General features: G+C 71.5%; 27 protein-coding genes. 13 read left to right on the plus strand and 14 right to left on the minus strand.

The genetic code is table 11. The features are described from left to right. Window positions 1-40 precede the first annotated feature (40 nt). Window positions 41-1,327, minus strand: a complete 1,287-nt coding sequence (locus tag AB0M08_RS09945; protein ID WP_364491078.1) for a hypothetical protein — start codon at window positions 1,325-1,327, stop codon at window positions 41-43. Window positions 1,328-1,502: 175 nt separating this feature from the next. Beyond that, the gene (gene gndA / locus AB0M08_RS09950) at window positions 1,503-2,939 is read right to left on the minus strand and encodes an NADP-dependent phosphogluconate dehydrogenase (RefSeq protein ID WP_364491080.1); all 1,437 of its coding nucleotides are present in this window, start codon (window positions 2,937-2,939) and stop codon (window positions 1,503-1,505) included. 139 nt (window positions 2,940-3,078) lie between these two features. On the opposite strand from gndA, the gene AB0M08_RS09955 reads away from it, so the two are divergent. The 3 genes from AB0M08_RS09955 (at window position 3,079) to AB0M08_RS09965 (ending at window position 6,139) form a co-directional block, all read left to right on the plus strand. After that, window positions 3,079-4,506, plus strand: coding sequence for a GGDEF domain-containing protein (locus AB0M08_RS09955; RefSeq protein WP_364491082.1), 1,428 nt, complete (start codon window positions 3,079-3,081; stop codon window positions 4,504-4,506). A gap of 205 nt (window positions 4,507-4,711) precedes the next feature. Continuing rightward, window positions 4,712-5,029, plus strand: coding sequence for a type II toxin-antitoxin system PemK/MazF family toxin (locus AB0M08_RS09960; RefSeq protein ID WP_364491084.1), 318 nt, complete (start codon window positions 4,712-4,714; stop codon window positions 5,027-5,029). Between the two features lie 222 nt (window positions 5,030-5,251). Continuing rightward, on the plus strand, window positions 5,252-6,139 hold the full coding sequence (locus tag AB0M08_RS09965) for a PP2C family protein-serine/threonine phosphatase (protein WP_364491086.1): 888 nt from the start codon (window positions 5,252-5,254) through the stop codon (window positions 6,137-6,139). 97 nt (window positions 6,140-6,236) lie between these two features. On the opposite strand, the gene AB0M08_RS09970 is transcribed toward AB0M08_RS09965, so the two are convergent. Further along, the gene (locus tag AB0M08_RS09970) at window positions 6,237-6,797 is read right to left on the minus strand and encodes a dihydrofolate reductase family protein (RefSeq protein WP_364491088.1); all 561 of its coding nucleotides are present in this window, start codon (window positions 6,795-6,797) and stop codon (window positions 6,237-6,239) included. Window positions 6,798-6,891: 94 nt separating this feature from the next. On the opposite strand from AB0M08_RS09970, the gene AB0M08_RS09975 reads away from it, so the two are divergent. The 3 genes from AB0M08_RS09975 (at window position 6,892) to AB0M08_RS09985 (ending at window position 11,081) form a co-directional block, all read left to right on the plus strand. Beyond that, entirely contained in the window at window positions 6,892-7,785 is an 894-nt protein-coding gene (locus AB0M08_RS09975) for a phosphotransferase (protein WP_364491257.1), read from the plus strand. Between the two features lie 798 nt (window positions 7,786-8,583). Then, the gene (locus AB0M08_RS09980) at window positions 8,584-9,822 is read left to right on the plus strand and encodes an erythromycin esterase family protein (protein ID WP_364491090.1); all 1,239 of its coding nucleotides are present in this window, start codon (window positions 8,584-8,586) and stop codon (window positions 9,820-9,822) included. A 152-nt stretch (window positions 9,823-9,974) separates the two neighbouring features. After that, window positions 9,975-11,081, plus strand: a complete 1,107-nt coding sequence (locus AB0M08_RS09985) for an alpha/beta fold hydrolase (RefSeq protein WP_364491092.1) — start codon at window positions 9,975-9,977, stop codon at window positions 11,079-11,081. A 43-nt stretch (window positions 11,082-11,124) separates the two neighbouring features. Here AB0M08_RS09985 and AB0M08_RS09990 read toward each other — a convergent pair whose 3' ends face one another. From AB0M08_RS09990 to AB0M08_RS10010, 5 genes are all read right to left on the minus strand, one after another. Continuing rightward, on the minus strand, window positions 11,125-11,889 hold the full coding sequence (locus AB0M08_RS09990; protein ID WP_364491094.1) for a methyltransferase domain-containing protein: 765 nt from the start codon (window positions 11,887-11,889) through the stop codon (window positions 11,125-11,127). Window positions 11,890-11,901: 12 nt separating this feature from the next. Then, window positions 11,902-12,756: a hypothetical protein gene (locus tag AB0M08_RS09995; RefSeq protein WP_364491096.1), complete on the minus strand. Its 855-nt coding sequence runs from the start codon at window positions 12,754-12,756 to the stop codon at window positions 11,902-11,904. Between the two features lie 11 nt (window positions 12,757-12,767). Further along, the gene (locus AB0M08_RS10000; protein WP_364491098.1) at window positions 12,768-13,025 is read right to left on the minus strand and encodes a hypothetical protein; all 258 of its coding nucleotides are present in this window, start codon (window positions 13,023-13,025) and stop codon (window positions 12,768-12,770) included. A 111-nt stretch (window positions 13,026-13,136) separates the two neighbouring features. Continuing rightward, window positions 13,137-13,580, minus strand: a complete 444-nt coding sequence (locus AB0M08_RS10005; RefSeq protein ID WP_364491100.1) for a MarR family transcriptional regulator — start codon at window positions 13,578-13,580, stop codon at window positions 13,137-13,139. Window positions 13,581-13,593: 13 nt separating this feature from the next. Continuing rightward, on the minus strand, window positions 13,594-14,958 hold the full coding sequence (locus tag AB0M08_RS10010; RefSeq protein WP_364491102.1) for an MFS transporter: 1,365 nt from the start codon (window positions 14,956-14,958) through the stop codon (window positions 13,594-13,596). An 88-nt stretch (window positions 14,959-15,046) separates the two neighbouring features. Between AB0M08_RS10010 and glgX the strand changes: the two genes are divergently transcribed. After that, window positions 15,047-17,161 (plus strand): glycogen debranching protein GlgX, encoded by a 2,115-nt coding sequence (gene glgX, locus AB0M08_RS10015; protein WP_364491104.1) that lies wholly within the window; start codon window positions 15,047-15,049, stop codon window positions 17,159-17,161. Between the two features lie 7 nt (window positions 17,162-17,168). Here the strand turns inward: glgX and AB0M08_RS10020 are convergent, their stop codons facing one another. After that, entirely contained in the window at window positions 17,169-17,396 is a 228-nt protein-coding gene (locus tag AB0M08_RS10020; RefSeq protein WP_364491106.1) for a DUF397 domain-containing protein, read from the minus strand. A gap of 127 nt (window positions 17,397-17,523) precedes the next feature. Next, window positions 17,524-18,342, minus strand: a complete 819-nt coding sequence (locus tag AB0M08_RS10025) for a DUF72 domain-containing protein (RefSeq protein ID WP_364491259.1) — start codon at window positions 18,340-18,342, stop codon at window positions 17,524-17,526. Window positions 18,343-18,400: 58 nt separating this feature from the next. On the opposite strand from AB0M08_RS10025, the gene AB0M08_RS10030 reads away from it, so the two are divergent. The 4 genes from AB0M08_RS10030 (at window position 18,401) to AB0M08_RS10045 (ending at window position 20,984) form a co-directional block, all read left to right on the plus strand. Further along, the gene (locus AB0M08_RS10030; RefSeq protein ID WP_364491108.1) at window positions 18,401-18,760 is read left to right on the plus strand and encodes a MerR family transcriptional regulator; all 360 of its coding nucleotides are present in this window, start codon (window positions 18,401-18,403) and stop codon (window positions 18,758-18,760) included. 61 nt (window positions 18,761-18,821) lie between these two features. Then, window positions 18,822-19,829 carry a hypothetical protein gene (locus AB0M08_RS10035; protein WP_364491110.1) on the plus strand — a complete coding sequence of 336 codons (1,008 nt, stop codon included), beginning with the start codon at window positions 18,822-18,824 and terminating at the stop codon, window positions 19,827-19,829. A 45-nt stretch (window positions 19,830-19,874) separates the two neighbouring features. Then, entirely contained in the window at window positions 19,875-20,288 is a 414-nt protein-coding gene (locus AB0M08_RS10040) for a DUF1810 domain-containing protein (RefSeq protein ID WP_364491112.1), read from the plus strand. 99 nt (window positions 20,289-20,387) lie between these two features. Continuing rightward, window positions 20,388-20,984, plus strand: coding sequence for a DUF6082 family protein (locus AB0M08_RS10045; RefSeq protein ID WP_364491114.1), 597 nt, complete (start codon window positions 20,388-20,390; stop codon window positions 20,982-20,984). A gap of 383 nt (window positions 20,985-21,367) precedes the next feature. On the opposite strand, the gene AB0M08_RS10050 is transcribed toward AB0M08_RS10045, so the two are convergent. Continuing rightward, the gene (locus AB0M08_RS10050) at window positions 21,368-22,003 is read right to left on the minus strand and encodes an HNH endonuclease family protein (protein ID WP_364491116.1); all 636 of its coding nucleotides are present in this window, start codon (window positions 22,001-22,003) and stop codon (window positions 21,368-21,370) included. 163 nt (window positions 22,004-22,166) lie between these two features. Here AB0M08_RS10050 and AB0M08_RS10055 point away from each other — a divergent pair, with 163 nt between their 5' ends. Both AB0M08_RS10055 and AB0M08_RS10060 read left to right on the plus strand, forming a co-directional pair. Continuing rightward, window positions 22,167-22,673 (plus strand): Appr-1-p processing protein, encoded by a 507-nt coding sequence (locus tag AB0M08_RS10055; RefSeq protein WP_364491118.1) that lies wholly within the window; start codon window positions 22,167-22,169, stop codon window positions 22,671-22,673. Next, the gene (locus AB0M08_RS10060) at window positions 22,661-22,960 is read left to right on the plus strand and encodes a hypothetical protein (protein WP_364491120.1); all 300 of its coding nucleotides are present in this window, start codon (window positions 22,661-22,663) and stop codon (window positions 22,958-22,960) included. The genes AB0M08_RS10055 and AB0M08_RS10060 overlap by 13 nt, the downstream gene beginning before the upstream one ends. Here AB0M08_RS10060 and AB0M08_RS10065 read toward each other — a convergent pair. From AB0M08_RS10065 to AB0M08_RS10075, 3 genes are all read right to left on the minus strand, one after another. Continuing rightward, window positions 22,957-23,694, minus strand: coding sequence for a GNAT family N-acetyltransferase (locus tag AB0M08_RS10065; protein ID WP_364491122.1), 738 nt, complete (start codon window positions 23,692-23,694; stop codon window positions 22,957-22,959). The genes AB0M08_RS10060 and AB0M08_RS10065 overlap by 4 nt on opposite strands. Window positions 23,695-23,714: 20 nt before the next feature. After that, entirely contained in the window at window positions 23,715-24,188 is a 474-nt protein-coding gene (locus AB0M08_RS10070) for a hypothetical protein (RefSeq protein WP_364491124.1), read from the minus strand. 77 nt (window positions 24,189-24,265) lie between these two features. Beyond that, on the minus strand, window positions 24,266-25,447 hold the full coding sequence (locus tag AB0M08_RS10075; protein ID WP_364491126.1) for an acyl-CoA dehydrogenase family protein: 1,182 nt from the start codon (window positions 25,445-25,447) through the stop codon (window positions 24,266-24,268). Window positions 25,448-25,522 lie beyond the last annotated feature (75 nt).

Raw genomic sequence — 25,522 nt, forward strand, 5'->3', positions numbered from 1 at the left:
AAGCGTGATCTGACAGTGAGGGGAGCGCGTGCGACGAATGCTACTGGTCGCTGACGGTCAGGGTGGACATGCCGGCGGCGGCGTCGAGGTCGATGCCCGCGTCGCCGTCGAAACCGTTGGCGGTGAAGGACTGGCCCGGGGCGATGCCCTTGTGGGTGGCGCCGTCCAGGGTCACCTCGCCGGCGCCGGAACCGACCCGGACCCGGACCGGGGTGGAGTCCGGGAGCGTCACCACGAACTGGTCGACGCCGCCGGTCATCGTCACCGGGATCAGGCCGTTCTGGTCGGGCAGGGTCAGCGCGATCCGGCTGGCGCCGCCGGTCAGGGCGACGCTCTCCACGTCGGCGCCGGAGAGGTCGAGCTCGCTGCTGGCGCTGCCGCCCTCCATGCTCAGCGTCCAGCGGACCGCGGTGCTGAGCACGATCTCGACCGTCGCGTTGCCGCCGCTGTCGTCCGAGGCCAGGTGCAGGCTGACGTCGCCGCCGTCGCGGTCCACCGACGGGGTGAGGCCGCTGCCGGACGCGGTGCTGATCCGGTACAGACCGTCGCCCAGGTCGGCGGCGCTCAGGTGGACCTTGGTGGCGCCGTCGACCAGGTGGAACGTGGCGTCGCTGAGGCCGTCGACGGTGCCGGTGAGCGCGCCGCCCGCCGCCGCGTCCCCGCCGGCATCGGCCCCGTTGTCGCCGGCCCCATCGCCGTCGGCGCCGGCCCCGTCGCCGTCGGCCTCATCGCCGTCGGCGTCGTCCTGCGAGGCCGGGGCGGTGGTCGAGGTGGCGTCGGCGGCGGCCGGGTCGGTGGCCGGGCTCTGCCGGGGGACCAGCAGGAACGCGCCGATCAGGCCGGCCAGCCCGACGGTCGCGGCGAGCGCCAGCAGCGGCCTGCGGCGCGGCTGGCGCTCGGTGGGGAGCGGTTCGGCGTCCGGCGGCGCGGTCCAGCCCGGCATCGGGTACGCCGAGGTGAAGGCCGGGTCGTCGTACGGGTCGGTGGCCGGGGGATAGACGTGCTCGCCGGCCGGCGGGAACCCGGCCGGATCGGTGTCCTCCTCGACGTAGGTGGCGAGTGGTTCCGGCCACTCCGAGGTCGGCTCGTGCGGCTCCGCGGGCTCGGCCGGGTCCTTGTCGGACACCAGGTAGGGCGTCTCCAGGAGTTCCGGGGAGTCGTCCGCCGCGGACTCCGGTGCCGCCTCCGCCTCCGGTTCCGTCTCCGCCTCGGGCGCGGGGGGCCCGGCCGGGATCGGCAGGGTCGGGCGGGATATCGCCGACGGCGGCCGGGTTCCCACCGCGAACGTCACCAGCTGATCAGCTTCGGACGGGGAATCCTCGCTCATCGTTCCTCCAGCCACCGTTGTCCTGCCCGTGACTACGGATGCGAGCGGTGTCCCGGATGGGTCTGCCGTACGGAGAAATAAGGAATATCTAAAGAAAGCGGAACGCCCCGGTCGCCTGCCTTGCCGAGCAGGCGACCGGGGCGCGACCCGATCAGGTAGAACGATCAGGTACGGGTTAGGCGTCGACCTCGGGGCGCCCCTCGGCGGCCCAGAGGGTGTGGAACGCGCCCGGCTTGTCCACCCGGTGGTAGGTGTGCGCGCCGAAGAAGTCGCGCTGGCCCTGGATCAGCGCGGCCGGCAGGCGCTCGGCCCGCAGACCGTCGTAGTACGCCAGCGCCGAGGTGAAGCCCGGCGCCGGGATGCCCTGCTGGGTGGCGGTGACGACGACCCGGCGCCACGCGTCCTGGGCGCCGCTCACCGCGTCCAGGAAGTACTGGTCCACCAGCAGCGTGGCGAGCTCGGGCTGCTTGTCGTACGCCTGCTTGATGAAGTCCAGGAACTTGGCCCGGATGATGCAGCCGGCCCGCCAGATCTTGGCCATCGCGCCGGGGTCGATGTCCCAGCCGTACTCCTTGCTCGCGGCCTGGATCTGCTGGAAGCCCTGCGCGTACGCGACGATCTTGGAGGCGAAGAGCGCCTGCTCGACGTCGGCCTTCAGGTCACCGGTGTGCTGGGCGCCGGCGGACGGGCCCGGCAGTCCCGCGGCGGCGGCCGCGTCCCGGACGTCCGCGCCACCGGAGAGGGCGCGGGCGAAGACCGACTCGGCGATGCCGGAGACCGGGACGCCCAGGTCGAGGGCGGCCTGCACGGTCCAGCGGCCGGTGCCCTTCTGCTCGGCGCGGTCCACCACCACGTCGACGAACGGCTTGCCGGTGACGGCGTCGTTCTGCTTGAGGACCTCGGCGGTGATCTCGATCAGGTACGAGCCGAGCCGGCCCTCGTTCCACTCGCCGAAGACGCCGGCGATCTCCTGCGGCGAGAGACCACCGACCTGGCGGAGCAGGTCGTACGCCTCGGCGATGAGCTGCATGTCGGCGTACTCGATGCCGTTGTGCACCATCTTCACGAAGTGGCCGGCGCCGTCCGGGCCGACGTGCACGCAGCACGGCTCGCCGTCGACCTTCGCCGCGATGTCCTCCAGCAGCGGGCCGAGCGCGTCGTACGACTCCTTCGGGCCACCGGGCATGATGCTCGGGCCGTGCAGTGCGCCCTCCTCGCCACCGGAGACGCCCGCGCCGACGAAGTGCAGGCCCTTGGCCTTGAGCGCGGCCTCGCGGCGGCGGGTGTCCGCGAAGTGCGCGTTGCCCGCGTCGATCAGCATGTCGCCCTCTTCGAGCAGCGGGGCGAACTCGTCGATCACGGCGTCGGTGGCGGGGCCGGCCTTCACCATGATCACGACGCGGCGCGGCCGCTCCAGGCTGGCGACGAACTGTTCCGCGGTCTCGGCGGGGAGGAACGTGCCCTCGTGGCCGAACTCCTCCACGAGCTCCTTGGTCCGGCCGTACGACCGGTTGTGCAGTGCCACGGTGTGGCCGTGCCGGGCGAAGTTCCGAGCCAGGTTACGGCCCATCACCGCCAGGCCGGTGACTCCGATCTGCGCTTTCTGCGACATTCGCTGCTACACCCTTCCTCGTTACCGACCCGTTACGGGCCCCGCGGTCATTCTTACGGGAACCAGGGCCGGGGAGTTCGATCACGTCCACGTGTCGGACATGCTCAAGTCGGTCGGTACTGTGTCGAAAGCACACCATGTGACCCACAGACTCGGCCTGTCCGCCTACCTCTGCGCCACCGGTGCGATGGTGCTGACCATGCCGTTCACGTCGCTGACCGGGCGTCACGTCATCATGCTCCTGGTCTCCCTGCTGACCGGAGCCGCGGTCCTCCGGGTCATCCCCCGTGTCCCCCGGGAGGACCGGACGCCCGCGATCCTGCTCGCGACGGCGACCGGCTGGCTGGTGCTGAACAATCTGATCGCGTTCGGCGGGGACGCGGTCACCCGGATCCTCGACCTGGTGGTCACCATCTCCAACGGGATCATGCTGGCCGCCGCCGTCGCGCTGGTGCTCCGCCGTGGCCGCAACGACGTCGGCGGACTGCTCGACGGTACCGTCTTCGCGGTGGTCGCGGCGGGCCTGACCTGGACCGCGGTGCTGATGCCGCGGCTGGAGACCGAGGGCGTCGGGCGGCTCAGCGAGATGACCATGCTGGCCCCGGTGCTGCTGCTCGCCGGTGTGCTCGGCGCCCTGCTGCGCCTGGTCTTCCTGAACCGGGGACACTCGGTGCCGCTGCTCTTCTTCAGCGGCGCGGTCCTGCTGGAGCTGAGCGGCGACGTCGTCACGATCATCGCGACCGGCTCGGTCGGCGGGCAGTCCACCGCCTGGCGGCAGCTGTTCTTCGTGATGGCGTACGTCTTCCTCGGCCTCGCCGTGCTGCACCCGGACGCGCCGCAGCTCGCCGCCGCCGGTCCCGCCCCGCAGGACCGGCTCACCACCGGCCGCCTGGTCTTCCTGGGGAGCATGGTCGCCGCCGTACCGCTGATGACCGCCCTGCGGGAGATGATCGGCCTGGCCGCGGACGTCCCGCTGCTGCTCGTCGGCAACCTGCTGGTGGTGCCGCTGGTGATGGTCCGGGTCGGCCGGCTCGCCCGGCAGCGGGAGCGGGCCGAGCAGCGGCTGCGGCACCAGGCCACCCACGACGTGCTCACCGGGTTGCCGAACCGCGCCGAGCTCTGGGCGCGCCTGGACGCCGCGTTGTCGCGGGAGGAGGCGGCCGGACGTCCCTCGGTGGTCCTGCTCTTCTGCGACCTGAACGGGTTCAAGCAGGTCAACGACCGTTTCGGGCACCTCGCCGGCGACCGGTTGCTGGTCGAGGTGGCGACCCGGATCGGTGCCGGGCTGCGGTCCGGCGACACCCTGGCGCGGTACGGCGGCGACGAGTTCGTCCTGCTCTGCGAGGAGCCAGCGCAGGCCGAGGCGGCGGAACGGCTGGCTTCTCACGTACGCACGGTCCTGGGCGAGCCCGTGCTGATCGACGGCGAGGCGGTGACGGTGGGAGCGAGTGTCGGCGCGGTCCTCTCCGACGGGCGGCGCGGCGCCGACGAGCTGATCCGCTCCGCCGATCACGCGATGTACCTGGAGAAGGAAGCCCTCGCCGAGGCCCGCCGGGTCGCGGCGTGATGCTCCCCGGTGGGCGGCCGGGTCGCGGCATGACGCGCTCCGGTGGGCGGCCGGGTCGCGGCGTGACGCACTCCGGTGGGCGGCCGGGTCGCGGGTTGGCAACGAACGGGAAACGCCCGGTGGGGAAGCCACCATGGAGATCGGAGCGGCGGTACGCTTCCTGCCATGCCGAACCGGAACATACCGTCATCCGGTCGGTGCTGACGTGCGGCGCGGTGAGATCTGGACCATCGGGGATCGGTCCGACCTGCGATATCGCGTGCTCGTCCTCTCCGGGGACAGCTACAACGAGCGGCAGAACGCCTCGCCGTACTGCGCTCCGATCGTGCGCCAGCGCGGGGTCACCGAGCTCCCGCCGTACGCGGTAGCCCTGACCGAGCAGGACCCGATCACCGGGGTGGTCGTGGTGAACCGGATGCGCCGCCTGCCCGCCTCGGTCGGCGCCGAGCGGATCGGGATGGTCACCGGCGCGAGCATGGCCCGCCTCACCGATGCGATGCGCGACCTCTTCGAGCTCGGCTGAGCCGTCCGGCCCGGCGGACCTCCACTGTGATGCGCGACCTCGCCGGGCTCGGCTGAGCCGTCCGGGCATGCGGACCGCCGCACACTCGAAAGCCGGACGCCCGACCGGGTGACCCGTGTGCCACGGCACCGCAGGCCGGGGCGCTGCCCGGATGTTCGGGGGATGCCGTGCCGCCGCGTGCTGGCGTAAGCAGGAACCCGATAGCGGCGGGGAGGTCGGCTGGTGGGTGGTCAGGCGTACGCGCAGGCGAGCTTGCGCGCCGGCACTCCCTCCACCGTGGACGCCCGCGCCGGGCACGTCTCCGCGCCTTCCCCGGATGTCGAGCAGCTCACCGAACGGCTCGCCGAGGTCGAGCAGGAGCTGGACGAGCAGCGCCGCAGCACCGCCGCCGAGCACGAGATGGCCGCCCGCCTGCAGCAGATCATCCTGCCCATCCCGGAGGAGCCGATCGAACTGGCCGGGCTGCAGGCTGCGGTCCGCTACCTGCCCGCCGGCACGGAGAGCCTGGTCGGCGGCGACTGGTTCCACGCCGCGACCCTGCGCGACGGTAGCGTGCTGCTCGCCGTCGGCGACGTGGCCGGCCACGGCACCCAGGCGGCCACCACGATGGCCCAGCTCCGGCATGCGCTGCGGGCGCTGACCGTGGTGGACAGCGACCCGGGCACCCTGCTCGGCCACCTCAACCGGCTCACCTGCGACCTGGAACGGGAGACGCCGGAGCTGGCCGCCACCGCGGTGCTGGCCCGGTACGACCCGCTGCGCCGGGAACTGCTCTGGGCCCAGGCCGGGCACCCGCCCCCGCTGCTGACCCGCTCCGGCCGGACGATCCCGCTGGGCCGTCCGGCCGGTTCCATGCTCGGGGTGGTCGAGGACGCCCGGTACGCCTCGGCGCTGACCGTGCTGCGCCCCGGCGACGTGCTGATGCTCTACACCGACGGGCTGGTCGAGTACCGCGGCGAGAGCCTGGACGCGGGCCTGCACGCGGTGATCGACACGGTCGACGACGCGGTCCGGGCCGCCCCGCGCCAGCCGCTGAGCGACCTGCTCGGCCGCCTGCGCCGCGCCAACCCGGACGACGACACGTGCATCCTCGCCGCCGTCGTGACCTAGGCGCTCACGTGTCACCGGCCGTCGTGTTCCGCACGCGCTGCCGGTCGTGTCGTCTACACGCGTTGCCGGTCGTGTCGTCTACACGTGCTGCCGGTCGTCATGTGTTGACGCGGTAGCGCAGGAACACGGCGCCGTTCGTGAAGCGCTCGTCCTCGATCAGGTCGAGCGTGCACCGGATCCGTTCCGGGAGGAAGGCGGTGCCACCGCCGACCACGACGGGCGACAGGAACACGCGGACCTCGTCGACCAGGCCGGCCCGGAACGCGTGCCGGGCCAGGTCCGGGCCGCCCACGCTGATGTCACGGTCGGCGGCCAGCTTCAGGTTGCGGATCTCCTCGGGTACGAACGTGCGCTCGACCCGGGTCCGCTCCGTGCCCGCACTCGTCAGCGTCGTCGAATACACGATCTTGTCAGTGGCCCGCCAGAGCGTCGCGAAGTCCAGCATCGCGGGCGACATGCCGGGCCGGGTGTGCGCGTTCTCCCAGAACCGCATCACCTCGTAGAGACGCCGCCCCAGCAGGTGGGTCCCGATCGGCCGCTCGAGATCGTTGACGAAGGCGTGCACCTCCTCGCTCGGCGTGCTCCAGTCGAACCGTCCCTGCTCGTCGGCGATGAATCCGTCGAGCGAGGTGATCCCGGTGCAGATCAACCGACCCATGCTCTCAGGGTACGAGCCGTCGGGCGCTTTCCCCGTGCCTGGCGAAATCCGGTTGCGGGGCCGGCGCCGGACTGGTGAGGCTCGCCGGGTGCCGATGATGCATGCGGGGCAGTTGACGGTCGATGTGGAGACGGTGCGGTCCCTGATCGCGGCCCAGTTCCCGGCGTGGGCGCCGTTGCCGGTGACACCGGTCGACTCGGACGGGACGGTGAACGCCATCTTCCGGATCGGGGAGGGGCTCGCCGCCCGGTTTCCGCTCGAACCGGGGGAGCGCTCGGGCGTACGGGAAAAGCTTGAGAAAGAGGCGGCGGCAGCGGCCCGGCTGGCCGGGTGGACGCGATTCCCGACGCCTGAGCCGGTGGCTTCCGGTGCGCCCGGGGAGGGGTATCCGCTGCCGTGGTCGGTGCAGACGTGGATTCCCGGAACGGTCGCCACCGGGATCGGTGCCGGTGCGGCGTTCGCGCGGGATCTCGCGGAGTTCATCGGGGCGGTCCGTGCCATGCCGACCGGGGGACGGCGGTTCTCCGGTGCGGGCCGGGGCGGGATTCTCCTCGACCATGATGAATACGTTGCGGAGTGTCTCCGGGAGAGTGCGCTGCTGGAGCGGCGGGGTGGGCTCCCGGAGGACTGGGTTCCGGTGTCGCGGTTGCGGCGGGAATGGGCCGGGATGCGGGGGCTGCCGCGCGGGGACACGCCGGATGTGATGAACCACGGGGATCTGATGCCGGGCAATGTCCTGATCGCCGATGGGCGGTTGAGTGGGGTGCTGGACGTCGGCGGGTTGCGGGCGGCGGATCCGGCACTCGATCTGCTCGGCGGATGGCACCTGCTGGAATCGGCGGATCGGGGGATTCTGCGGTCCGCGCTCGGCGGTGACGACGGGGAATGGGCGCGTGGGCGGGCGTGGGCGTTCCAGCAGTCGATGGGCTCGATCTGGTATTACGCGGAGACGAATCCGGCGATGGCGAGCATCTGCGCCGAACGCTGAACCGCATCGTCGCCGATTAGCCGCCCGCGCACCCGGGCCGGGCGAACGCCGCCGGGAGTGCACGTTCGTGTCGGCGGGGGCGGCGGGGGTGCACGTGGCTGTTCGTGGGGGCAGCACGGGTGCACGTTCGTGTCGGCGGGGGCGGCGGGGGTGCACGTTCGCGTCGGGTGGGGCGGTGAGGGTGCACGATCATGGTGGATTCGAGGCGGTAGGGGCGCACGATCGCACTCTGTGTGCTCGCGGCGCCCCCGGGCGGGCGGCAACGCTTCACGGTCGAACATCGTGTGCTCGCACCGCCCGCTGCTGAGCCGTCGTGTGCTGCTACCGCCCAGTGGCCGTGAACGGTGAGGGCTATGCGCGGCGTGGCGGTGAGCGGCGAGCGGCGTGGCGGTGAGCGGCGTGGCGGTGAGCGGCGTGGCGGTGAGCGGTGAGCGGCGTGGCGGTGAGCGGTGAGTGGTGAGCGGGATCCGAGACGATCATGCGATGGGTTGTCGGCTGGTGGGTCGTGGGATTCGTGGCCGCCGTTGTCCACAGCGGATTGTTATCCACAGTCGGTCAGCGAAGATCGGCGAAATCGGGGACGCTTTTTTTTGGGTGGTGGAATCCCCCTGGTCGGGTGGGTGGGGGTGGTGGTGTCGATCTTGGATGAGGGATCTTGGGGAAATTGAAAATGGCGGAGGAGTGATCGCGGCGGCGGGGTGGCTCGGTGCTGCGGAGTGGGGGAAAGATCCGACGTATGTGGGGGAACGGGGCGGGTAGTGAGGTGGGGTGATCAGGTTTGGGGATGAAGTGACGGGGATGGCGTGGCCGTTACGGGACCCGGGGGATCTGGAGATCCTGATCGATCGGGTGGGGGACGCGCGCGTTGTCATGGTCGGGGAGGCGACGCATGGGACGCATGAGTTCTATGCGTGGCGGGGGGAGCTGACGAAGCGGCTGATCGCGGAGCGGGGGTTCTCGTTCGTCGCGGTGGAGGGGGACTGGCCGGACTGTCAGCGGGTGGACGCCGCGGTCCGGGGTGGGCCCGGGGTGCCGGCGGATCCGCGGGACGCGCTCGTGCGGTATGACCGGTGGCCGACCTGGATGTGGGCGAACGAGGAGACCGTGGACTTCACGCGGTGGTTGCGGGCGTTCAACGATCACACGCCGCCGGACGATCGGGTCGGGTTCCACGGGCTGGACGTGTACTCGCTGTGGCAGTCGATGCGGGAGATCCTCACCTGGCTGCGGGAGCACGATCCGGATCTGGTGCCGGCCGCGCTGGAGGCGTACAGGTGCTTCGAGCCGTTCAGCGAGGATCCGAACGCGTACGCGTGGGCGACCCAGTTCGTCAGTGCCACCTGCGAGGACCGTGTCGTGGGGATGCTCGCCGAGCTGCGCGGGCGGGACTTCGGGGTGTGGCAGAACGCGGCGGTGGTGGCCGGGGCGGAGAGCTACTACCGGACCATGGTGCGCGGCGGGCCGGACGCCTGGAACGGGCGGGACCGGCACATGGACGAGACGCTCGACCGGCTGCTCACCCGGTACGGGCCCCGGTCGAGAGCGGTCGTCTGGGCGCACAACACACACGTCGGGGACGCCCGGGCCACCGATCAGGCGGGGCGGGGCGAGCTGACGCTCGGGCAGCTCGCGCGGGACCGCCTCGGGTGGGACGAGGTGCTGCTCGTGGGGATGGGCGCGTACCGGGGGACCGTGGTGGCCGGGCCGTCCTGGGGTGCGCCGGCCGAGGTGATGGGCGTACCGCCGGGGCGCGGGGGCTCGCTGGAGGAGATCCTGCACCTGAGCGCGCCGGAGCGGGGGCTCTTCGTCTTCCCGGCGGGGGACGCGCGACCGGATCTGCTCACCACGGTGCTGCCGCACCGGGCGATCGGGGTGGTGTACCGGCCGGAGCGGGAGCGGTGGGGCAACTACGTGCCGAGCGTCGTCGGGGACCGGTACGACGCGTTCCTCTGGTTCGACGAGGCCCACGCACTGCGGCCACTGCACACCCTGAGGGTCGACGCGCGCGAGCCGGAGACGTACCCGAGTGGGGTGTAGATCTTTTCTTCCGGTGTTGATCTTAAATTGACCGGCATCATCAGGAGAAAGGTCCACTGATCTCTGGCCGTGAATGCGGAGCGGTACATAGAGATCGGCATTACGCTGTGCACCCTATCGATCATCCACTTCGGATCCCAAACGGGGTGCACATGAAGATTGTCTTCCGCATGATCCTCGCCGTGGTGCTGAGCGTGGGCGGGGTGACCGCCATGGCCGCCGCGCCGGCCGCCGCGGCCTACGCCACGCCGGGCTACGTGCTCACCAGCACCACGGCGTCGCTCCCCTCGGAGCTCTCCGCCGTCGCGACCGGCAAGAAGATCTCGTACGTGACCACGTCCATCACCGGTGCCACGATCACCGCCACCGGGCTCGTCCTGACGCCGAAGACCGGCAAGAACAACAAGATCGTCGCCTGGGGGCACGGCACCACCGGGCTCGCCGACGGGTGCGCGCCCTCGACCAACCAGGCGGTGTTCTGGGCGGAGGCCCGGATCGCGGTCGCCGAGCTGATCAGCCGGGGCTGGACGGTGACCGCGCCGGACTACCCGGGACTGGGCACGCCGCAGGCCCACCCGTACCTGATCGGGAACAGTGAGGCGCGGTCGCTGATCGACGGCGTCAAGGCGGCCCGGAACCTGGACTCGTCGCTCGGGGTGAACTACGCGATCGACGGGCACTCGCAGGGCGGGCAGGGCTCGCTCTTCGCCAACCAGTTGGCGCCGTCGTACGACGGGAACCTGGTGCTCAAGGGGACGGCCGCGATCGCCCCGGTCTCCAACGCCGACGTGATCTCGCCGCTGATCCCGGGCAGCGAGGCGAACGGCTACCTGGTGATGGCGATGTTCGGGATCGCCGCGGTGGACTCCTCGTTCAACCCGCTGACCGTGCTGGCCGCCCCGGCCGAGGCGAAGCTCTCCGTGCTCGCCACCGGTTGCCTCAACGAGATCCTCGCCGCGTACGCGGACCTCAGCGACACCGAGCTGGTCGAGGGCGGGACGCTGCCGGACTCGCTGCTCACCAAGCTGGCCACCTACGACAACCCGGCACAGACCGCCCCGAGCGCGCCGATCCTGGTCGTCCAGGGCACCGAGGACGAGGCGGTCCCGTACTTCGTCACCGCGGACCTGCTGATCCCGCAGCTGGAGGCGTACTCCCAGCCGGTCGACTTCGTGGTGATCGACGGCGCGAGCCACGACGAGGCGGTGATCCAGTCCGCGGACCTGGTCGCCGACTGGATCGCCGCCCGGTTCGCCTGATCTGAGACGGTCAGCCTGGTCGTGGCCCGAGGAGGCGAGAAGCCTACGAGGCGACGACCAGGTTGATCGTCGTGGTCAGCGACGGCGGGCCGTCCGGGAAGATCGGGGTGAGCGCGCCGACCGCCTGTTCCACCGGGACGCGCCGCGCCACGTTGGCCCCGGCGTGCGAGCCGGTCCAGGCGAGCAGGTGCGCCACGTCGCGGAACCGGGACTCGACGGTGAACGTCGTGATCCGGGCGTCCGGGAAACCGGCTCCGGCGACCGTGGAACGCAGCCAGTCCGGGTTCTGGAACGTCGAGGTCATCGCCGCGGGCCGCGGCGGCGGGGTCTCCAGCAGGGCGGAGAGCGCGCGGATGGCAGCCACGTAGCGCGGGTCCTGCGCGGCGAACGTACTGAAGGCGAGCTTCCCCTCAGGCCGGAGCAGTTTCCGGTACGCGTGCAGCGCGGCGGCCGCGTCCGGCAGGAAGAAGATCACCAGTCCGGCGGTGATCACGTCGAACGAGCCCGCCGGGAAGTCCGGGGCCTGCGCGTCGCCGACCTCGACCGTGACCTGCGGCAGGTGCGCGGTGGACCGCCGGGTCAGCTCGACCATCGCCGGAGCGCGATCGGTCGCGGTCACGTGCCCGGTGGCGCCGACCGCCTCGGCCGCCGGGAGGAGCACCGCGCCCCGCCCGCACCCGACGTCGAGGAGCCGGTCGCCGGGTTTCACGCCGGCCGCCTCGACCAGGGCCGTGCCCATCGGCGTGAAGAAGTCCACGCCCAGGTTGTCGTACTCCGCCGCCACCTCGTCGAAAACGTCCCGTGCCATTCCAAGATCCTTTCAGAGCGCCGCAAACAGCCGCCGCAGGGAGAGGATCGCGGACCGGATCTCCTGCAGGTAGCGGTCCGGCCCGGTCGCCTCCGGCGGCGTGGGGAGGGTGGCCCGGGCCGCGTCGAGACCCACGGTCTCGATCGTGCACCGGTACGGTACGGCGAGGGTTCGGAGAGCGTCACAGTGCTGGAACGGCACGAAGATCGGCGAGGTGACCACGAGAACCCGGTCGCCCACGCCGAGCCGTGCCCGCTCCGCCCAGAAGTGATAGGTGTCCGCGGTGTTGGCCCGGCGGACACCCGGCTCGCTGGAGGGCGCGGCGAGGGCCCGGAACCGCACCCCGTCCAGGTGGGCCCGGAACGCGGCGTCGAGGGCGTCGACCTCGTGCTCGGCACCGGCCGGCAGCGTCGCCGTCTCCTCCGGGCCGAGTGGGCGGAGACTGCCCAGCCCGGTCACCTCGGGGACCCGGAGGCCGCGCTCGGTGATCAGGCGGCCCGCGAACTCGGCACGCTGCAGGCAGGTGCGGGCGAGACCGCCGAGGACGAGCAGGTGGTCGTAGGCGTCCTCGCGGGGCGGCACGGCGGTGACGAAGCCGAGCGCGGTGGCCACTCGTTCGATCAGCGCGCGGCGAGCGGGGGTGAACGCGGGCGCGGTGACCTGGTGCCGTTCGACGTGACCGATCCGGCGGAAGTCCCAGTGCGCGGCGGAGAAGTCGGCGAGCCAGTCGAGCAGCTCGCCGGCCGGGGCCTCCGACGGCGGGCGGGCGCCGTACTCCGCGACGAGGTCGCGCAGCGGCGCCGAGGAGATCCAGTCGTGGATCGATCCGTGGGGAGGCAGGGGTGCGGGGGTGTAGCCGGAAGTCACCGGGACATTCTTCAGAAGGCGTACCGGACCCTCAGATATGGGGTGTGCTCGGCGATCAGCGCGGTCAGTGCCCGCACGTACGAGGCCTTCTCGCCGGTCCGGTAGCGGACGTTCAGGTCGCCGTTCTGCGAACGCTTGACCTGCTGGAGTTCCGGGCGCCAGAGCAGGTCCTCGGCGCGCGGGTGCCAGCCCAGGTTCACCTCGTGCAGCGCCCGGTGGTGGGTCGGGAGGTCGCCGTGGAGCTCCGGGATCCGCTGATGGCTCGCCACCTCGACCAGCGTCGCGCCCGGCCGGCGGTCGAGTACCTCGCGGCCGCGGGGAGGTCGGCCGCGGCCCGCTCGTAGTGGATCCGGGTGATGTCCAGAAGGTCCGTCACGGGGTCATTGTCCGGTGATCCGGGACAGGATCTCGGACAGCGTGGCCAGGTCGGCGGGGTCCAGGGCGGCGAAGGCGGGTGGCGGGGTACCGAGGATCCGGTCGGCCTCGGCGGCCGCCCGGTGGCCCGCCGGGGTCAGGGTGACCAGGCGGGAGCGTCCGTCGGCCGGGTTCGGGGAGCGGACCGCCAGGCCACGGGAGACCAGGTCGTCGACGATCACCGTGGCGTACGGGGGGTCGCAGATCAGGCGCGTCGCGAGCGTACGCAGGGAGAGGGCGCTGCCGGAGAGCAGGCCGATCGCCTTGACCCGCAGGAAGCTCATCCCCAGCGCGGCGCTGACCTCGGCCTTCGTGTCGTACTGGTCGTGCACCAGCGCGCGCAGGGCGCGCCAGGCGCGCTCCGCCGGGTCCATCCCCGGGTCCATCGCCGGGTCCATCCCGGTGGTCATGCGAGCTCGGTGGTCATGCGAGGGCCTTCTCGGGGGTACGGGCACGGCTGCGGGCCCATTCTCCCGTGCTGAGGCGCCCGAGGAGGAACACGGCCACGCCGAGTCCGCAGAGGATCCACCAGCCGGCGTGGGTGCTGCCCGAGGCGAGCACCGCGCCGATCACCGCGACGCCGAGGGCGCTGCCGACCTGGCGGCTGGTCGAGGCGATCGCCGCGGCCACCCCGGCCCGCTCGCGGGGCATCCCGGAGACCGCGGTGTTGGTGATCGGCGTGTTGACCATCGCGAAGCCGATCCCGAAGAGCAGGTAGCCGGCGAAGAGCTGCCAGGCCGGGGTCTCCGCTCCGGCCCAGGTCAGCGGGAGCATGCCGAGCGCCATGCCGGCACCGGCCAGCTGGAGCGGGAGGCGGGTGCCGCGCGCCGCGACCAGGCGGCCGGAGAGCGGCGAGAAGAGCGCGACCGAACCCGCCATCGGCAGCGTGTAGAGGCCGGCCTCGAGTGCCGAGAGGCCGCGCGTCTCCTGCAGGTAGAGCGCGTTCAGGAAGAGGAAGCCGCCCAGCCCGGCGAACGCGCAGACCGCGATCAGCGTGGCGCCGGCGAACGGCGGGCTGCGGAACAGGCCGAGATCGATCAGCGGCTCGGGGCGCCGCGGCTCCCAGCGGAGCAGGCCGGTCAGCGCGGCGGCGCCGAGCGCGAAGCAGCCGACGATCTCCGGTGAGGCCCAGCCGGCCGCGGGGCCCTCGATGATCCCGTACGTGACCGTGGCGAGCAGTGCGAGCACCAGCAGCTGGCCGACCGGGTCGAGACGGCGGGGCTTCGGCGCGCGGGACTCCGGTACGAAGAGCGTGGTGAGCACCAGCGCGGCGACGCCGACCGGCACGTTGACCCAGAAGATCGAGCGCCAGCCGAGGCCGTGCACCAGGAAGCCGCCGACCACCGGGCCGATCGCCATGCCGAAACCGGTCACCGCACCCCAGACGCCGATCGCCCGGGCGCGCTCGCGGGGCTCGGTGAAGGTGTTCGTGATGATCGACATGGCGACCGGGTTGAGCATCGAGGCGCCGACCGCCTGCAGCACCCGGAACGCGATCAGCATCGGCAGGTTCGGGGCCAGGCTGCAGAGCAGGGAGGCGGCCGTGAACAGGGCCAGCCCGGTCTGGAAGATCCGGCGGCGGCCCACCCGGTCGGCGGTCGAGCCGGCCAGCACCAGCAGGCTCGCGAGGACCAGGGTGTACGCGTCCACGGTCCACTGCAGACCGGAGACGGAGGCGCCGAGGTCCTCGCGGATCGAGGGCAGGGCGATGTTCATGATGGTGACGTCCAGGCTGATGATCAGCAGGCTCATGCAGCAGATCGCCAGGACCAGGTAGCGGCGGGGCACGCTTTTAGTTGTACTCCTATAACTATTCCGTTTCCGGGGGACGTTGGTCACGTTTTCGAGCGCCCTCGATCTGGGCAATGCTGGGCGCATGAAAATCTGGCCGGGGAACCCGTACCCGCTGGGCGCGACGTACGACGGCGGCGGCACCAACTTCGCGATCTTCTCCGAGGTGGCCGAGCGGGTCGAGCTCTGCCTCTTCGACGAGGACGGCACCGAGACGCGGGTCGACCTGCCGGAACGCGAGGCCCTGGTCTGGCACGGGTACCTGCCACGCCTGACCCCCGGCCGGCGGTACGGCTACCGTGTGCACGGGCCGTACGACCCCGGCCGGGGACTGCGGTGCAACCCGGAGAAGCTGCTGCTCGACCCGTACGCGAAGGCGATCGACGGCGACTACCGGTGGGACCAGGCGCTCTTCGCGTACGACTTCGGCGACCCGGACTCGTACAACGCGGCGGACTCGGCCCCGTTCTCGCCGAAGTCCGTGGTGATCAACCCGTTCTTCGACTGGGGCAACGACCGGCCGCTGAAGATCCCGTTCCACCAGACGGTGATCTACGAGGCGCACGTCAAGGGCATGACCGTCGCGCACCCGTCGATCCCCGCCGACGTGCAGGGTACCTACTCCGGCCTCGCCCACCCCGTGATGATCGACTACCTCACGAAGCTCGGGATCACCGCCGTCGAGCTGATGCCGGTGCACCAGTTCGTGCACGACAGCGGGCTCGCCGAACGGGGCCTGAGGAACTACTGGGGCTACAACACCATCGGCTTCTTCGCCCCGCACAACGGGTACTCCTCGTTCGGCGGGGGCGGCGGGCAGGTCCAGGAGTTCAAGTCGATGGTGAAGGCGCTGCACCAGGCCGGCATCGAGGTGATCCTGGACGTCGTCTACAACCACACCGCCGAGGGCAACCACCTCGGGCCGACCCTGTCGTTCCGCGGTGTCGACAACCCGGCGTACTACCGGCTCGTCGACAACGACCGGAAGTACTACTACGACACCACCGGCACCGGGAACAGCCTCAACGTCCGGCACCACGAGTCGCTGCGGCTGCTGATGGACTCGCTGCGCTACTGGGTCACCGAGATGCACGTCGACGGGTTCCGCTTCGACCTCGCCGCGTCGCTGGCCCGCGAGTTCCACGAGGTCGACCGGCTCGCCGCCTTCTTCGACCTGGTCAACCAGGATCCGGTGGTCTCCCAGGTCAAGCTGATCGCCGAGCCGTGGGACGTCGGGGACGGCGGGTACCAGGTCGGCGGGTTCCCGCCCAACTGGACCGAGTGGAACGGCAAGTACCGGGACTCGGTGCGCGACTTCTGGCGCGGCGAGCCGTCCAGCCTGGGCGAGTTCGCGTCGCGGTTCACCGGGAGCTCCGACCTGTACGAGATCGACGGGCGCCGCCCGATCGCGTCGATCAACTTCGTGACGGCGCACGACGGGTTCACCATGCACGACCTGGTGTCGTACAACGAGAAGCACAACGAGGCGAACGGCGAGGGCAACCGGGACGGGGAGAGCTACAACCGGTCCTGGAACTGCGGCGCCGAGGGGCCGTCCGAGGACGCGGACGTCATCGTGCTGCGCGAGCGGCAGAAGCGGAACTTCCTCGCCACGCTGCTGCTCAGCCAGGGCGTGCCGATGATCGCGCACGGCGACGAGCTCGGGCGTACCCAGCAGGGCAACAACAACGTGTACTGCCAGGACAACGAACTGGCCTGGGTGGACTGGCGGGCCGCGCGCGAGGAGGACGTGCTCACCCACTTCGTCCGGCTGCTCACCCGGCTGCGGGCCGAACACCCGATCTTCCGGCGCCGCCGGTTCTTCACCGGGTCCGTCGCGGACGACAACAAGCTCCCCGACATCGCCTGGCTGCGCCGCGACGGCGAGATCATGACCGAGGAGGACTGGAACACCCGCAGCGGCATGACGATGACCGTCTTCCTCAACGGCCACGGGATCCCGGAGCGGGGCCCGCTCGGCGAGGAGATCACCGACGACTCGTTCCTGCTGCTCTTCAACCCCCTCGACGAGGACGTGTCGTTCACGTTGCCGTCCCGGGAGTACGGTCCGGCGTGGGAGATCGCGGCGCACACCGCGGACCCGCTGCTCGCCCGCCGGCGGAGGACGGCACGGGCCGGCAGCCGGGTGGACGTGGTCCGGCACGCGCTCGTCGTGCTCCGGTGCGCCTACCGCGGCTGAACCGCCGTCAGTTGTCGAACTCGCCGTCCTTGGCGCCCTCGACGAACGCGTCCCACTCGGCCGGGGTGAAGAACAGGATGGGCCCCTCGGGGTCCTTCGAGTCGCGGACCGCGCGGCCGCCGTCGGGCAGGCCGGCGACCTCGACGCACTCGCCCGTGCCGTCGGGGGCCTGGGTGCTGCGCAGCCAGTTGGCGGTGTCCCGGTCAAAGGTTCCGGCGTACGTCTTCTCCGTCATCGCGTACCTCCCTAGCCGACTGCTCCGATTCTGTCTGACGGAACGCGGGGGCAGCTCACTCGACGGCGTGAGGTGTCGCCTTCCCGACCGCCGTCGCGGCCGATTGCACCCCGGGGCGGGATGGTCGTCAGAACAGGGTCAGCGGGGCGATCGGCTCCGGCTCCGGGAGCGGCTCCAGGCCCGGGACCAGCGCGGCCACCTCGGCGTGGAAGCGGCGGGCCAGCTCGGGGGCGTCCGCGTTGTCCGGGGTGTGCAGGAAGAACGTCGGCGAACGGCCCTCGCGCAGCCACCCGGCGACCCGGGGGACCCACGGCTGCCAGCCCTCGATCGTCCGGGCGGTGTCGTCGCGGCCCAGGTAGCGGACGATCGGGCGGTCGGTCAGGGCCGTGTCGCGGCGGGGCATCCGGGGCTTCTTGGTCCACGCGTCGCGCTCGGCGTCACTGGCCGGCGGCGCGGCGAACATGGTCGTCGTGTCGAACGGGACCCATTCGGCGCCGACCTGCCCGAGGGCGTCCTCGAAGCGGTGCGGTGCGGCGAAGAAGTCGGGATGACGCACCTCCACGGCGTACCGGAAGGAATCCGGAAGCGAACGCAGGAAGCGCACCAGCAGGCCGGCGTCGGCCGGGGTGAACGAACCCGGGAGCTGCACCCAGAGGGCGGCGGCGCGCGGGCCGAGCGGCTCGACGGCGTGCAGGAAGGCGCGCAGCTCGGGTTCGGCGCCGGTGAGCCGCAGCTCGTGGGTGATCCGTTTGGGCAGCTTGAGGATCATTCGGAAGTCCGGCGGCGTCTGCTCGGCCCAGGTGGTGACGGTCTCCCGGGTCGGCGTGGCGTAGAACGTGGTGTTGCCCTCGACGGCGGTGCACCAGCTCGCGTACGCCCGCAACCGCTCGGCCGGGCTCGCCGGATGCGGCAGGAAGCGGCCCTGCCACGACTTGAGGGACCACATCGCACAGCCCACGTGAAGTACCGTTCGCACGACCGTACGGTAACCGAGGGGGTAACGCGTGCCTTACACGCCGGGCGAGGTGGCCGGGAAGCTCGGGGTCAGCATCGACACGCTCCGCTACTACGAGCGCATCGGGCTGCTGCACGGGGTCGAGCGCACGTCCACGGGGCACCGGGTCTTCTCCGAGGACGACTTCGGGCGGCTGGGGCTGCTCCGCTGCCTGCGCGACTCGGGGATGCCGATCGCCCGGCTGCGGCAGTTCGCCGAGCTGCTCGGCGGCGGCGACGACACGTACGAGCAGCGGGTCGCCCTGCTCGCCGAGCACGACGCCGAGATCGACGCGAAGGTCGAGCGGCTCCGGCGGGAGCAGTCCCGGGTCCGCGAGAAGATCGAGTGGTACCGGCGCGCGGCCGGATGACGTCCGGGATTGGCAAGATCGCGGTCTGGTGCACGGCTGCCGGTGATGTTAGGCAGAGGGCATGAGCACAGGGCCGAGTGCGGGTGTGCGTCCCCGGCTGCATTTCCTGCCGAGGGACGGGTGGGTGGGCGATCTGTTCGGGGTGCTGCGCGTCGAGGGGCGGTACCACCTCTTCTACGAGCATCGATCGGGGAACGGGACGCCGGGCGGGTGGGGACGTGCGGTCTCCGACGACCTGGTGATCTGGCGGGAGCAGCCGGTGGTGGCGGCACCCGGCGCGGGGCCCCGGTGGTGCGGGTCCGTCGTCGACGGGGTACGCGGGCCGGTGCTCTTCTTCGGGCGTACCGGAGAAGGGGTCTTCAAGGCCGAGGCGGCGAGCGGTCTCGGGGGATGGAGCACCGGACCGGACGCCGTGATCGCGGGGGAGCTGGGGGATCCCTACGTCTTCGGGGACGGGGACGGGGGCTGGCGGATGATCGTGGCGGGCGCCGGCGGGGTGCTGCAGTACCGGTCGGTGGACCTGGAGAGCTGGGACTACGACGGGGTGCTGGTGGAGCGCGACGGTGCCTCCTGTCCGCGGCTGTTCCCGCTGGCCGGCGCCTGGGTGCTGCTGCTGGGGAACGGGGACGTGATCGAGTACGCGGTCGGCGACTACGACGGGCGGACGTTCACGCCGCTCGGCTGGGACGTCTTCGGGCGCGGGGATCTCGGGCCGGCGGCCACCTTCGTCGACGACGGGGGCCGGCGGGTGGTGCTGGCGCGGCTCGGGAGCGACGAGGGGACGCTGAGCGTGCCGTGGATCCTGTCGGTGCACGGCGGCCGGCTGCTGGCGACGCCGCACCCGCACCTGGACCGGTACCTGATCAGCGGGATCAGCGGGCTCTCCGCGGCGCGGGGGGAGGTGCGGGACCACGGCGAGGTGATCCTGCGGATGCCGGTGGGCGGCGAGACGCTGGTCCTCGCCGACGCGGGGATCGTCGAGGTGACCGTGGAGGGGGTGAGCGGGCTGGGCGCCGCGTCCCGGGTGGTGCCGGGGGATCCGGGCGCGCACATCGCCCGGTTTGCCTGAGCCCCGGCCGGGCATCCATGCTGACGGCCGATGATCGGGGGAGCCATGAGTGAACTGCAGCGTTTCGTGGACGCGCAGGACGGGATCTACGAACGCGCCCTGGCAGAGCTGGCGGCGGGGCAGAAACGGTCACACTGGATGTGGTTCGTGTTCCCGCAGCTGGCCGGGCTGGGTTCCAGCCCGACGGCGCGGCGGTACGCGATCCGGGACCTCGCCGAGGCGCGGGACTACCTGGCGCACCCGCTGCTCGGCGCGCGGCTGATCGAGTGCGCGGAGACGCTGCTCGGGTTGCCGGAGGGCGCCGACGTCTCGCGGATCTTCGGCTTCCCGGACGACCTGAAACTGCGCTCGTCGATGACACTCTTCGCCCGGGCCGACGACTCGGGCGTGTTCGAGCGGGTGCTGAAGCGCTTCTGCGAGGGCCCGGACCCGAGGACCGGGGAGTTGCTCGCCCCCTGACGCCGGGCCCGAGGACCGGGTCGTCCCGCTTGCCCACTGTGGATAGTGTGCGTGCTGGAGTCGGCTCGACACGTGGGGTGATCGGTGGAGAAGCGATCCGTGAGGCAGTACGTCCTGGGTGCGGTCGTCTCGGGGTGCGTCGTAGGGCTGGTTCTCGCCTCGCCGCTCGCCATGGTCGGGCTGTTGCGGCTGACCGATGACTGGTCGTCGCTCTCGGACGTCGGGCAGGCGTACGGTGGGATCTCTGCGGTGCTGTCGGCGTTGGCCTTCTGTGGCATCGCGGTCTCGGTCACCCTGCAGTGGCAGCAGAACCGGCAGATGAAAATGGTCGCGGCTCGTGAGCGCCACTTCGAGCTGAACAGGCTCTCGCTCGAGGATCCGACGTTGATCTGGGACCGGTCGTTCAGCGAGGACCTGGAGGAGACGCGGCGGTTCGTCTACCTGAACCTGTGGGTCGGCTACTGGCTCATGCAGTGGGATCTCCGCGTGATGAGCGAGCCCGAGCTACGGGTCCTGCTTCTGGCCTTCTTCCAGGACCCGACCGCTCATCGCTGGTGGGCGAAGACTCATCCGAGGTGGGCCTTCGGGAGTTCGCGCCGTCAGCGCCGGTTCTTCGAGGTGATCGAGGAATGCCATCGGGAGTCCGGGCAGCCGGAACCCGAAGAGGAGTGCCCGGAGTCGCGGGAGACCGTCTGATCGTCACCGGTGAGTCGGTGTGCGCGGCGGGGGCACGTGGTCGCCGTCGACCGTCTGGTGGGGCAGGACCGGGTGCTTGAGAGCTTCCGGGTAGGGGCAACACCCGTTCGAGCGATCGAAATGCCTTCATGTGCGACCGGCCGGGGCAGAGGGCCGGGCTGACGGGCAGCGCGACCGAAGCCGACATTCGGTATATGACGGTGCGATACTCCGCTCCTGCGGGCGTTGCGGTCGGTGCCGGCTCCTCAAGTGCGCAGTCTTGCTGGTGGGGGCCGTCCAGCGCGGTGACGTCTCGGGGCGTAGGGCGTACGAGGGAAAGGGGAACGGCCGCCGCGGGGAAGCGACGGCCGTGACCAGGAACGGGGTTGCCCGGGAGGAATCGCTCAGCTGCTGCAGGTGCTGAGCATGCTGGTGAGCGCGGTCTTCTCGGCCGACTGGAGGGTGAGACCCCAGTAGTACTTCACGGCCACCCACATCTTGGCGTAGGTGCAGTAGTACGAGGTCAGCGGCGGCTTCCAGGTGGTCGGGTCCTGGTCGCTCTTCGACTGGTTGACGTTGTCGGTCACCGCGATGAGCTGCGGCCGGGTCAGGTCGTTCGCGAAGTCCTGGCGCTTGCTGGTGGTCCAGGCGCTGGCGCCGGAACGCCACGCCTCGGCGAGCGGGACGATGTGGTCGATGTCCAGGTCGCTCGCGGCGGTCCAGGTCTCGCCGTCGTAGGGCGAGTACCAGCTGCCGGAGGTGGCGGCGCAGGCCGAGCTGACGACGACGCTCGTGCCGTCCCGCTTGAGGACCGTCTCGCGCGTGTTGCAGGTGCCCGAGATCGTGATCCAGTGCGGGAACAGGTCCCGGTCGTACGTGTCGGCGTTCGCCTCGGCGGCCACCGTCAGCGCGGCCAGTTCGGTGGTCGCGGTGGCCTTGGAGGGGATGTTGGGCGGCGTTGCCTGGGCCGGCGAGGCCAGCAGGCCCACGGCGAGCACGCCGGTGACCGCGGTGGCCACCAGACGGGGGATCAGGCGCATGGGAGCTCCCATCGAGGGATGTCCGGAGGCGGTTCCACCGGACACACAAGATCTACGGGGCGTCGACGTCCATGGATGTGTTTCGGCGTGAACTTCTCGTTGCCCAGCGGCGAAGACGAATTTCCGTTCGATTTCCGTCAGGGGTCGGGGCGATGATGTCGGCATGGTGGAGATGAAGATCATCAAGGGTGACGCGACCAGTCCTCAGGCCAAGGGGCCGAAGATCGTCGCGCATGTGTGCAACGACGTCGGGGGCTGGGGCAAGGGGTTCGTGCTCGCGCTCTCCAGACGGTGGCCGGAGCCGGAACGGGACTTCCGGCAGTGGCACCGGGCGCGGGCGGGCAACGACTTCGGGCTCGGCGCGACCCGGCTGATCCAGGTGACCCCGGACGTCTGGGTGGCGAACATGGTGGGCCAGCACGGGCTGAAACCGGGCAGCGCGGGCCCGCCGGTGCGGTATGACGCGATCGGCGCCTGCCTGGCGACGGTCGGGCGGGAGGCGCTGCGGCGCAAGGCCTCGGTGCACATGCCCCGGATCGGCTGCGGGCTGGCCGGCGGGACGTGGGAGCGGATCGAGCCGCTGGTCACGGCGAGCCTCTGCGAGCGGGATGTCGCGGTGACGGTCTACGACTTCGATGAGAGACCTACGATGGGATCGTGGCTTTGCTAGTCGAGATCCATGTGCCGAGGGGTGGCGGCCCGGCCGGGTGGATCGATGAGGTCGAGGACTATCTCGAGGGCCTCGACGACCGGGGAGAGGTCGCCGTCTACGACGACGGCGAGGAGTTCAACGACGCCCACGTGTTCTTCATCCACGCGGCGAGCGAGGAGGCGCTGCTCGACGCGGCCTCACAGGTCGCCGAGATGGAGGGCGTGCCGCCGGGCGCGTGGGCGATGGTCACCGACGACCAGCTCGACGAGACCGGCGGCGGCCGCCGGGTGGAGTTGCCCGTCTAGCCCGCGTTCCGCAACACGGGCTGGTTCTTCGGTGGGCGGGTGTGCCAGGTGGCCGTGGCGACCTCGGTGAAGCCCAGGGACTCGTAGAGTGGCCGCCCCTCCGGCGTCGCGACCAGCGTGAAGACGCGGTCCGGGTGGGCGGCGATCGCGGTGGTCAGCAGGCGGCGGGCCAGGCCCTTCGAGCGGTGCTCGGGGAGGGTGGCCAGCCAGTAGAGGCCGACCGCGGCGCCGTCGTCGAAGGTGTACGCGGCCGCGCCCTCGCCGCTGCGCCAGACCCGGAAGCCGGGCGTGGTCAGCACGTGCGGCGGCAGTGTGCGGCCGGGGACCAGGGGCTGGTGGGCCGGGAGCGGGAAGCCGTCCACCATGATCCGCTCAGCGAACTCCAGTTCGGCGGGAGTGTCGACCGCTTTAACCGACAAATCCGCCTTAACCGACAAATCCGATTTATTGGAAATGCCGGGCGAAATCGGCCGATCCATGACCGGCATCCGGGTGGATCGGGAGCCGGGCGGCGGGTACAGCACCCCGAACACGTCCTCGACCTGCAGGATCCGGTCCGGTGCCAGGGTGGCCAGGCGGGAGTTCAGCGCGGGCGCGGCGGCCCGGTCCCGGAGGACGACCCGCGTGGACCGCGGCCGTTCGGCCTCCAGGTGACCGGGAAGGATCCGGGCACCGGGGACCAGGGCGGTCCACATGGCCACGGTGTTCGCGAGGTAGATGCCGGGTCCCGTCACGCCGTGGATCTTAGACGTCCCTACAGCGACTGGCTGTTCTGGTTCGCCGCGGCCGGCGCCGTGACGCTGGGCGTGGGGCTGCCGCTGCGCGGCTGCTGGGCCGGGAGGTGCTGGGCCGGGAGGTGCTGGGGGCCCGGGCCGCCCGCCGCGCCCGCGAACCGGTTCACCTTGGCGAGGTTCTCCCAGAGGCTCTTGGCCACCGGGGTCATGGCCAGCCTGCTGTTGTACTTGGGGTCCTCGGGATTGTCGAGCCGGGTCGCGTTCTGGAAGTCCTTCAGCTCGGCGGCGGCGACGACGCCGACGGCGATGCCCTGGGACGGGGAGCCGTTCATCCCGTGCAGCAGGTGGACCCGGATCGAGCGCTGGTACTGCAGCCTGCTCTCCGGGTTGGGGCTACTGTCGTAGTGGTCCTTCCACGCCTTGGTCGTCCCGTCGAGCGCCTGCCGCTCCTGGGCCGTCATCCACGTCATGCTGTCCGGATCGAGGTCCTGCACCGTCGGTTCCCTTCGTCACCGGTATGTCGTACGGCGGCCCCGCGCGGTTCAATCCGGTTCGCGGGGCCGCGTACCGGTCAGAGCTGACCGTGGCTGGGCGGCAGCACGTCCGCGAGCTCGAAGGCCGCGATGTGGTGGTATTTCCAGTCGACCGGGTCGTGCACGCTGTGGGTGCGGGCGTTGCGCCAGTGCCGGTCCAGGGCGTACTTCGCCGCCGTCGCGCTGGTGCCGCAGAGCGCGAAGAGTTCCGAGCCGGCCTCCACCGCGATCTCGCTGGCGAAGGCCTTCGCGGCCGCGACCGTGAGCGATCCGTGAGCCGCGGATTCCGCGTCGACAGGCACGAGTCCAACCCTTTCCAGGGTACGAGCGGAGCTGTCCAGCAACGCCTCGGCGGCCCGGACCCGGGTGACCAGCCGTCCGTAGCGGTGCCGGACGTGCGGGTCGTCGGCCGCACCCGCCGCACCCGCGCGGACCGCCTCGGTCGACGGGCGGGCCTTCGTGCGCAGGTACTCGCGGGCGTCCGCGAGGGCGGCACCGGCGATCCCGGTCTCGATCGCCGTGTGCACCAGCTGGGCCCGGGCGCCGAGCTGCTGCGGGACCGCCCAGGCGGCCGCGTAGTCGACCCGCAGCGCCGGCTCCACCTCGACCCCGGTGAACGTGGCGGTGCCGCTGATCGTGGCCCGCTGCCCGATCACGTCCCAGTCGGTGTCGACGTGCACGCCCGGCGCGTCCCGTGGGACGAGGGCGAGGACCAGCCGCCCGTCCTCGTCGAGCGCGCTGACCGCGATCCAGGCGCTGGTCAGGGCCCCGGTCGTGTAGTACTTCACCCCGTCGAGGCGCCCACCGGTGATCCGGGTGCGCAGGTCCTGGGCGTGTGCCCCGCCCCGCTCGGCGAGCGCGTTGCCGAACCGGCGGCCGGCCAGCACCTCGGCGAACAGCCGCTTGCGGGCCTCCGGCGAGCCGTGCAGCGCGAGCACGTCGACGAGCAGGAAGTGGCCCTGTGGCACCTGGGCGACGGCCGGGTCGGCGGCGGCCAGGATCCGGGTCACCTCGGCGAGGGTGCGCGGGCCGAGGCCGGGGCCGCCGTCGGCGACGGGCACCGTGATCGCGAGGAGACCGGAGGCGTCGAGGGTGGCGAGGGCGTCGTACGGGATCACCGCGGCGCCGTCCCGGTCGCGCTGGGCCGCGCCGGGCCGGAGCCCGTCGGCGACCGCGTGGGCGAGGGTGACCGCGTCGTCGTGCGTCTGGGGTACGGACATGCCGGAATCCTACGGACGGCGGGCCCCTCAAGTCCGCCCCGCCGCGACCGATCACCCAGGGCGTCGGAGCGCCGG

This window comes from Actinoplanes sp. NPDC051851, assembly GCF_040681165.1.
GTDB lineage: Bacteria > Actinomycetota > Actinomycetes > Mycobacteriales > Micromonosporaceae > Actinoplanes.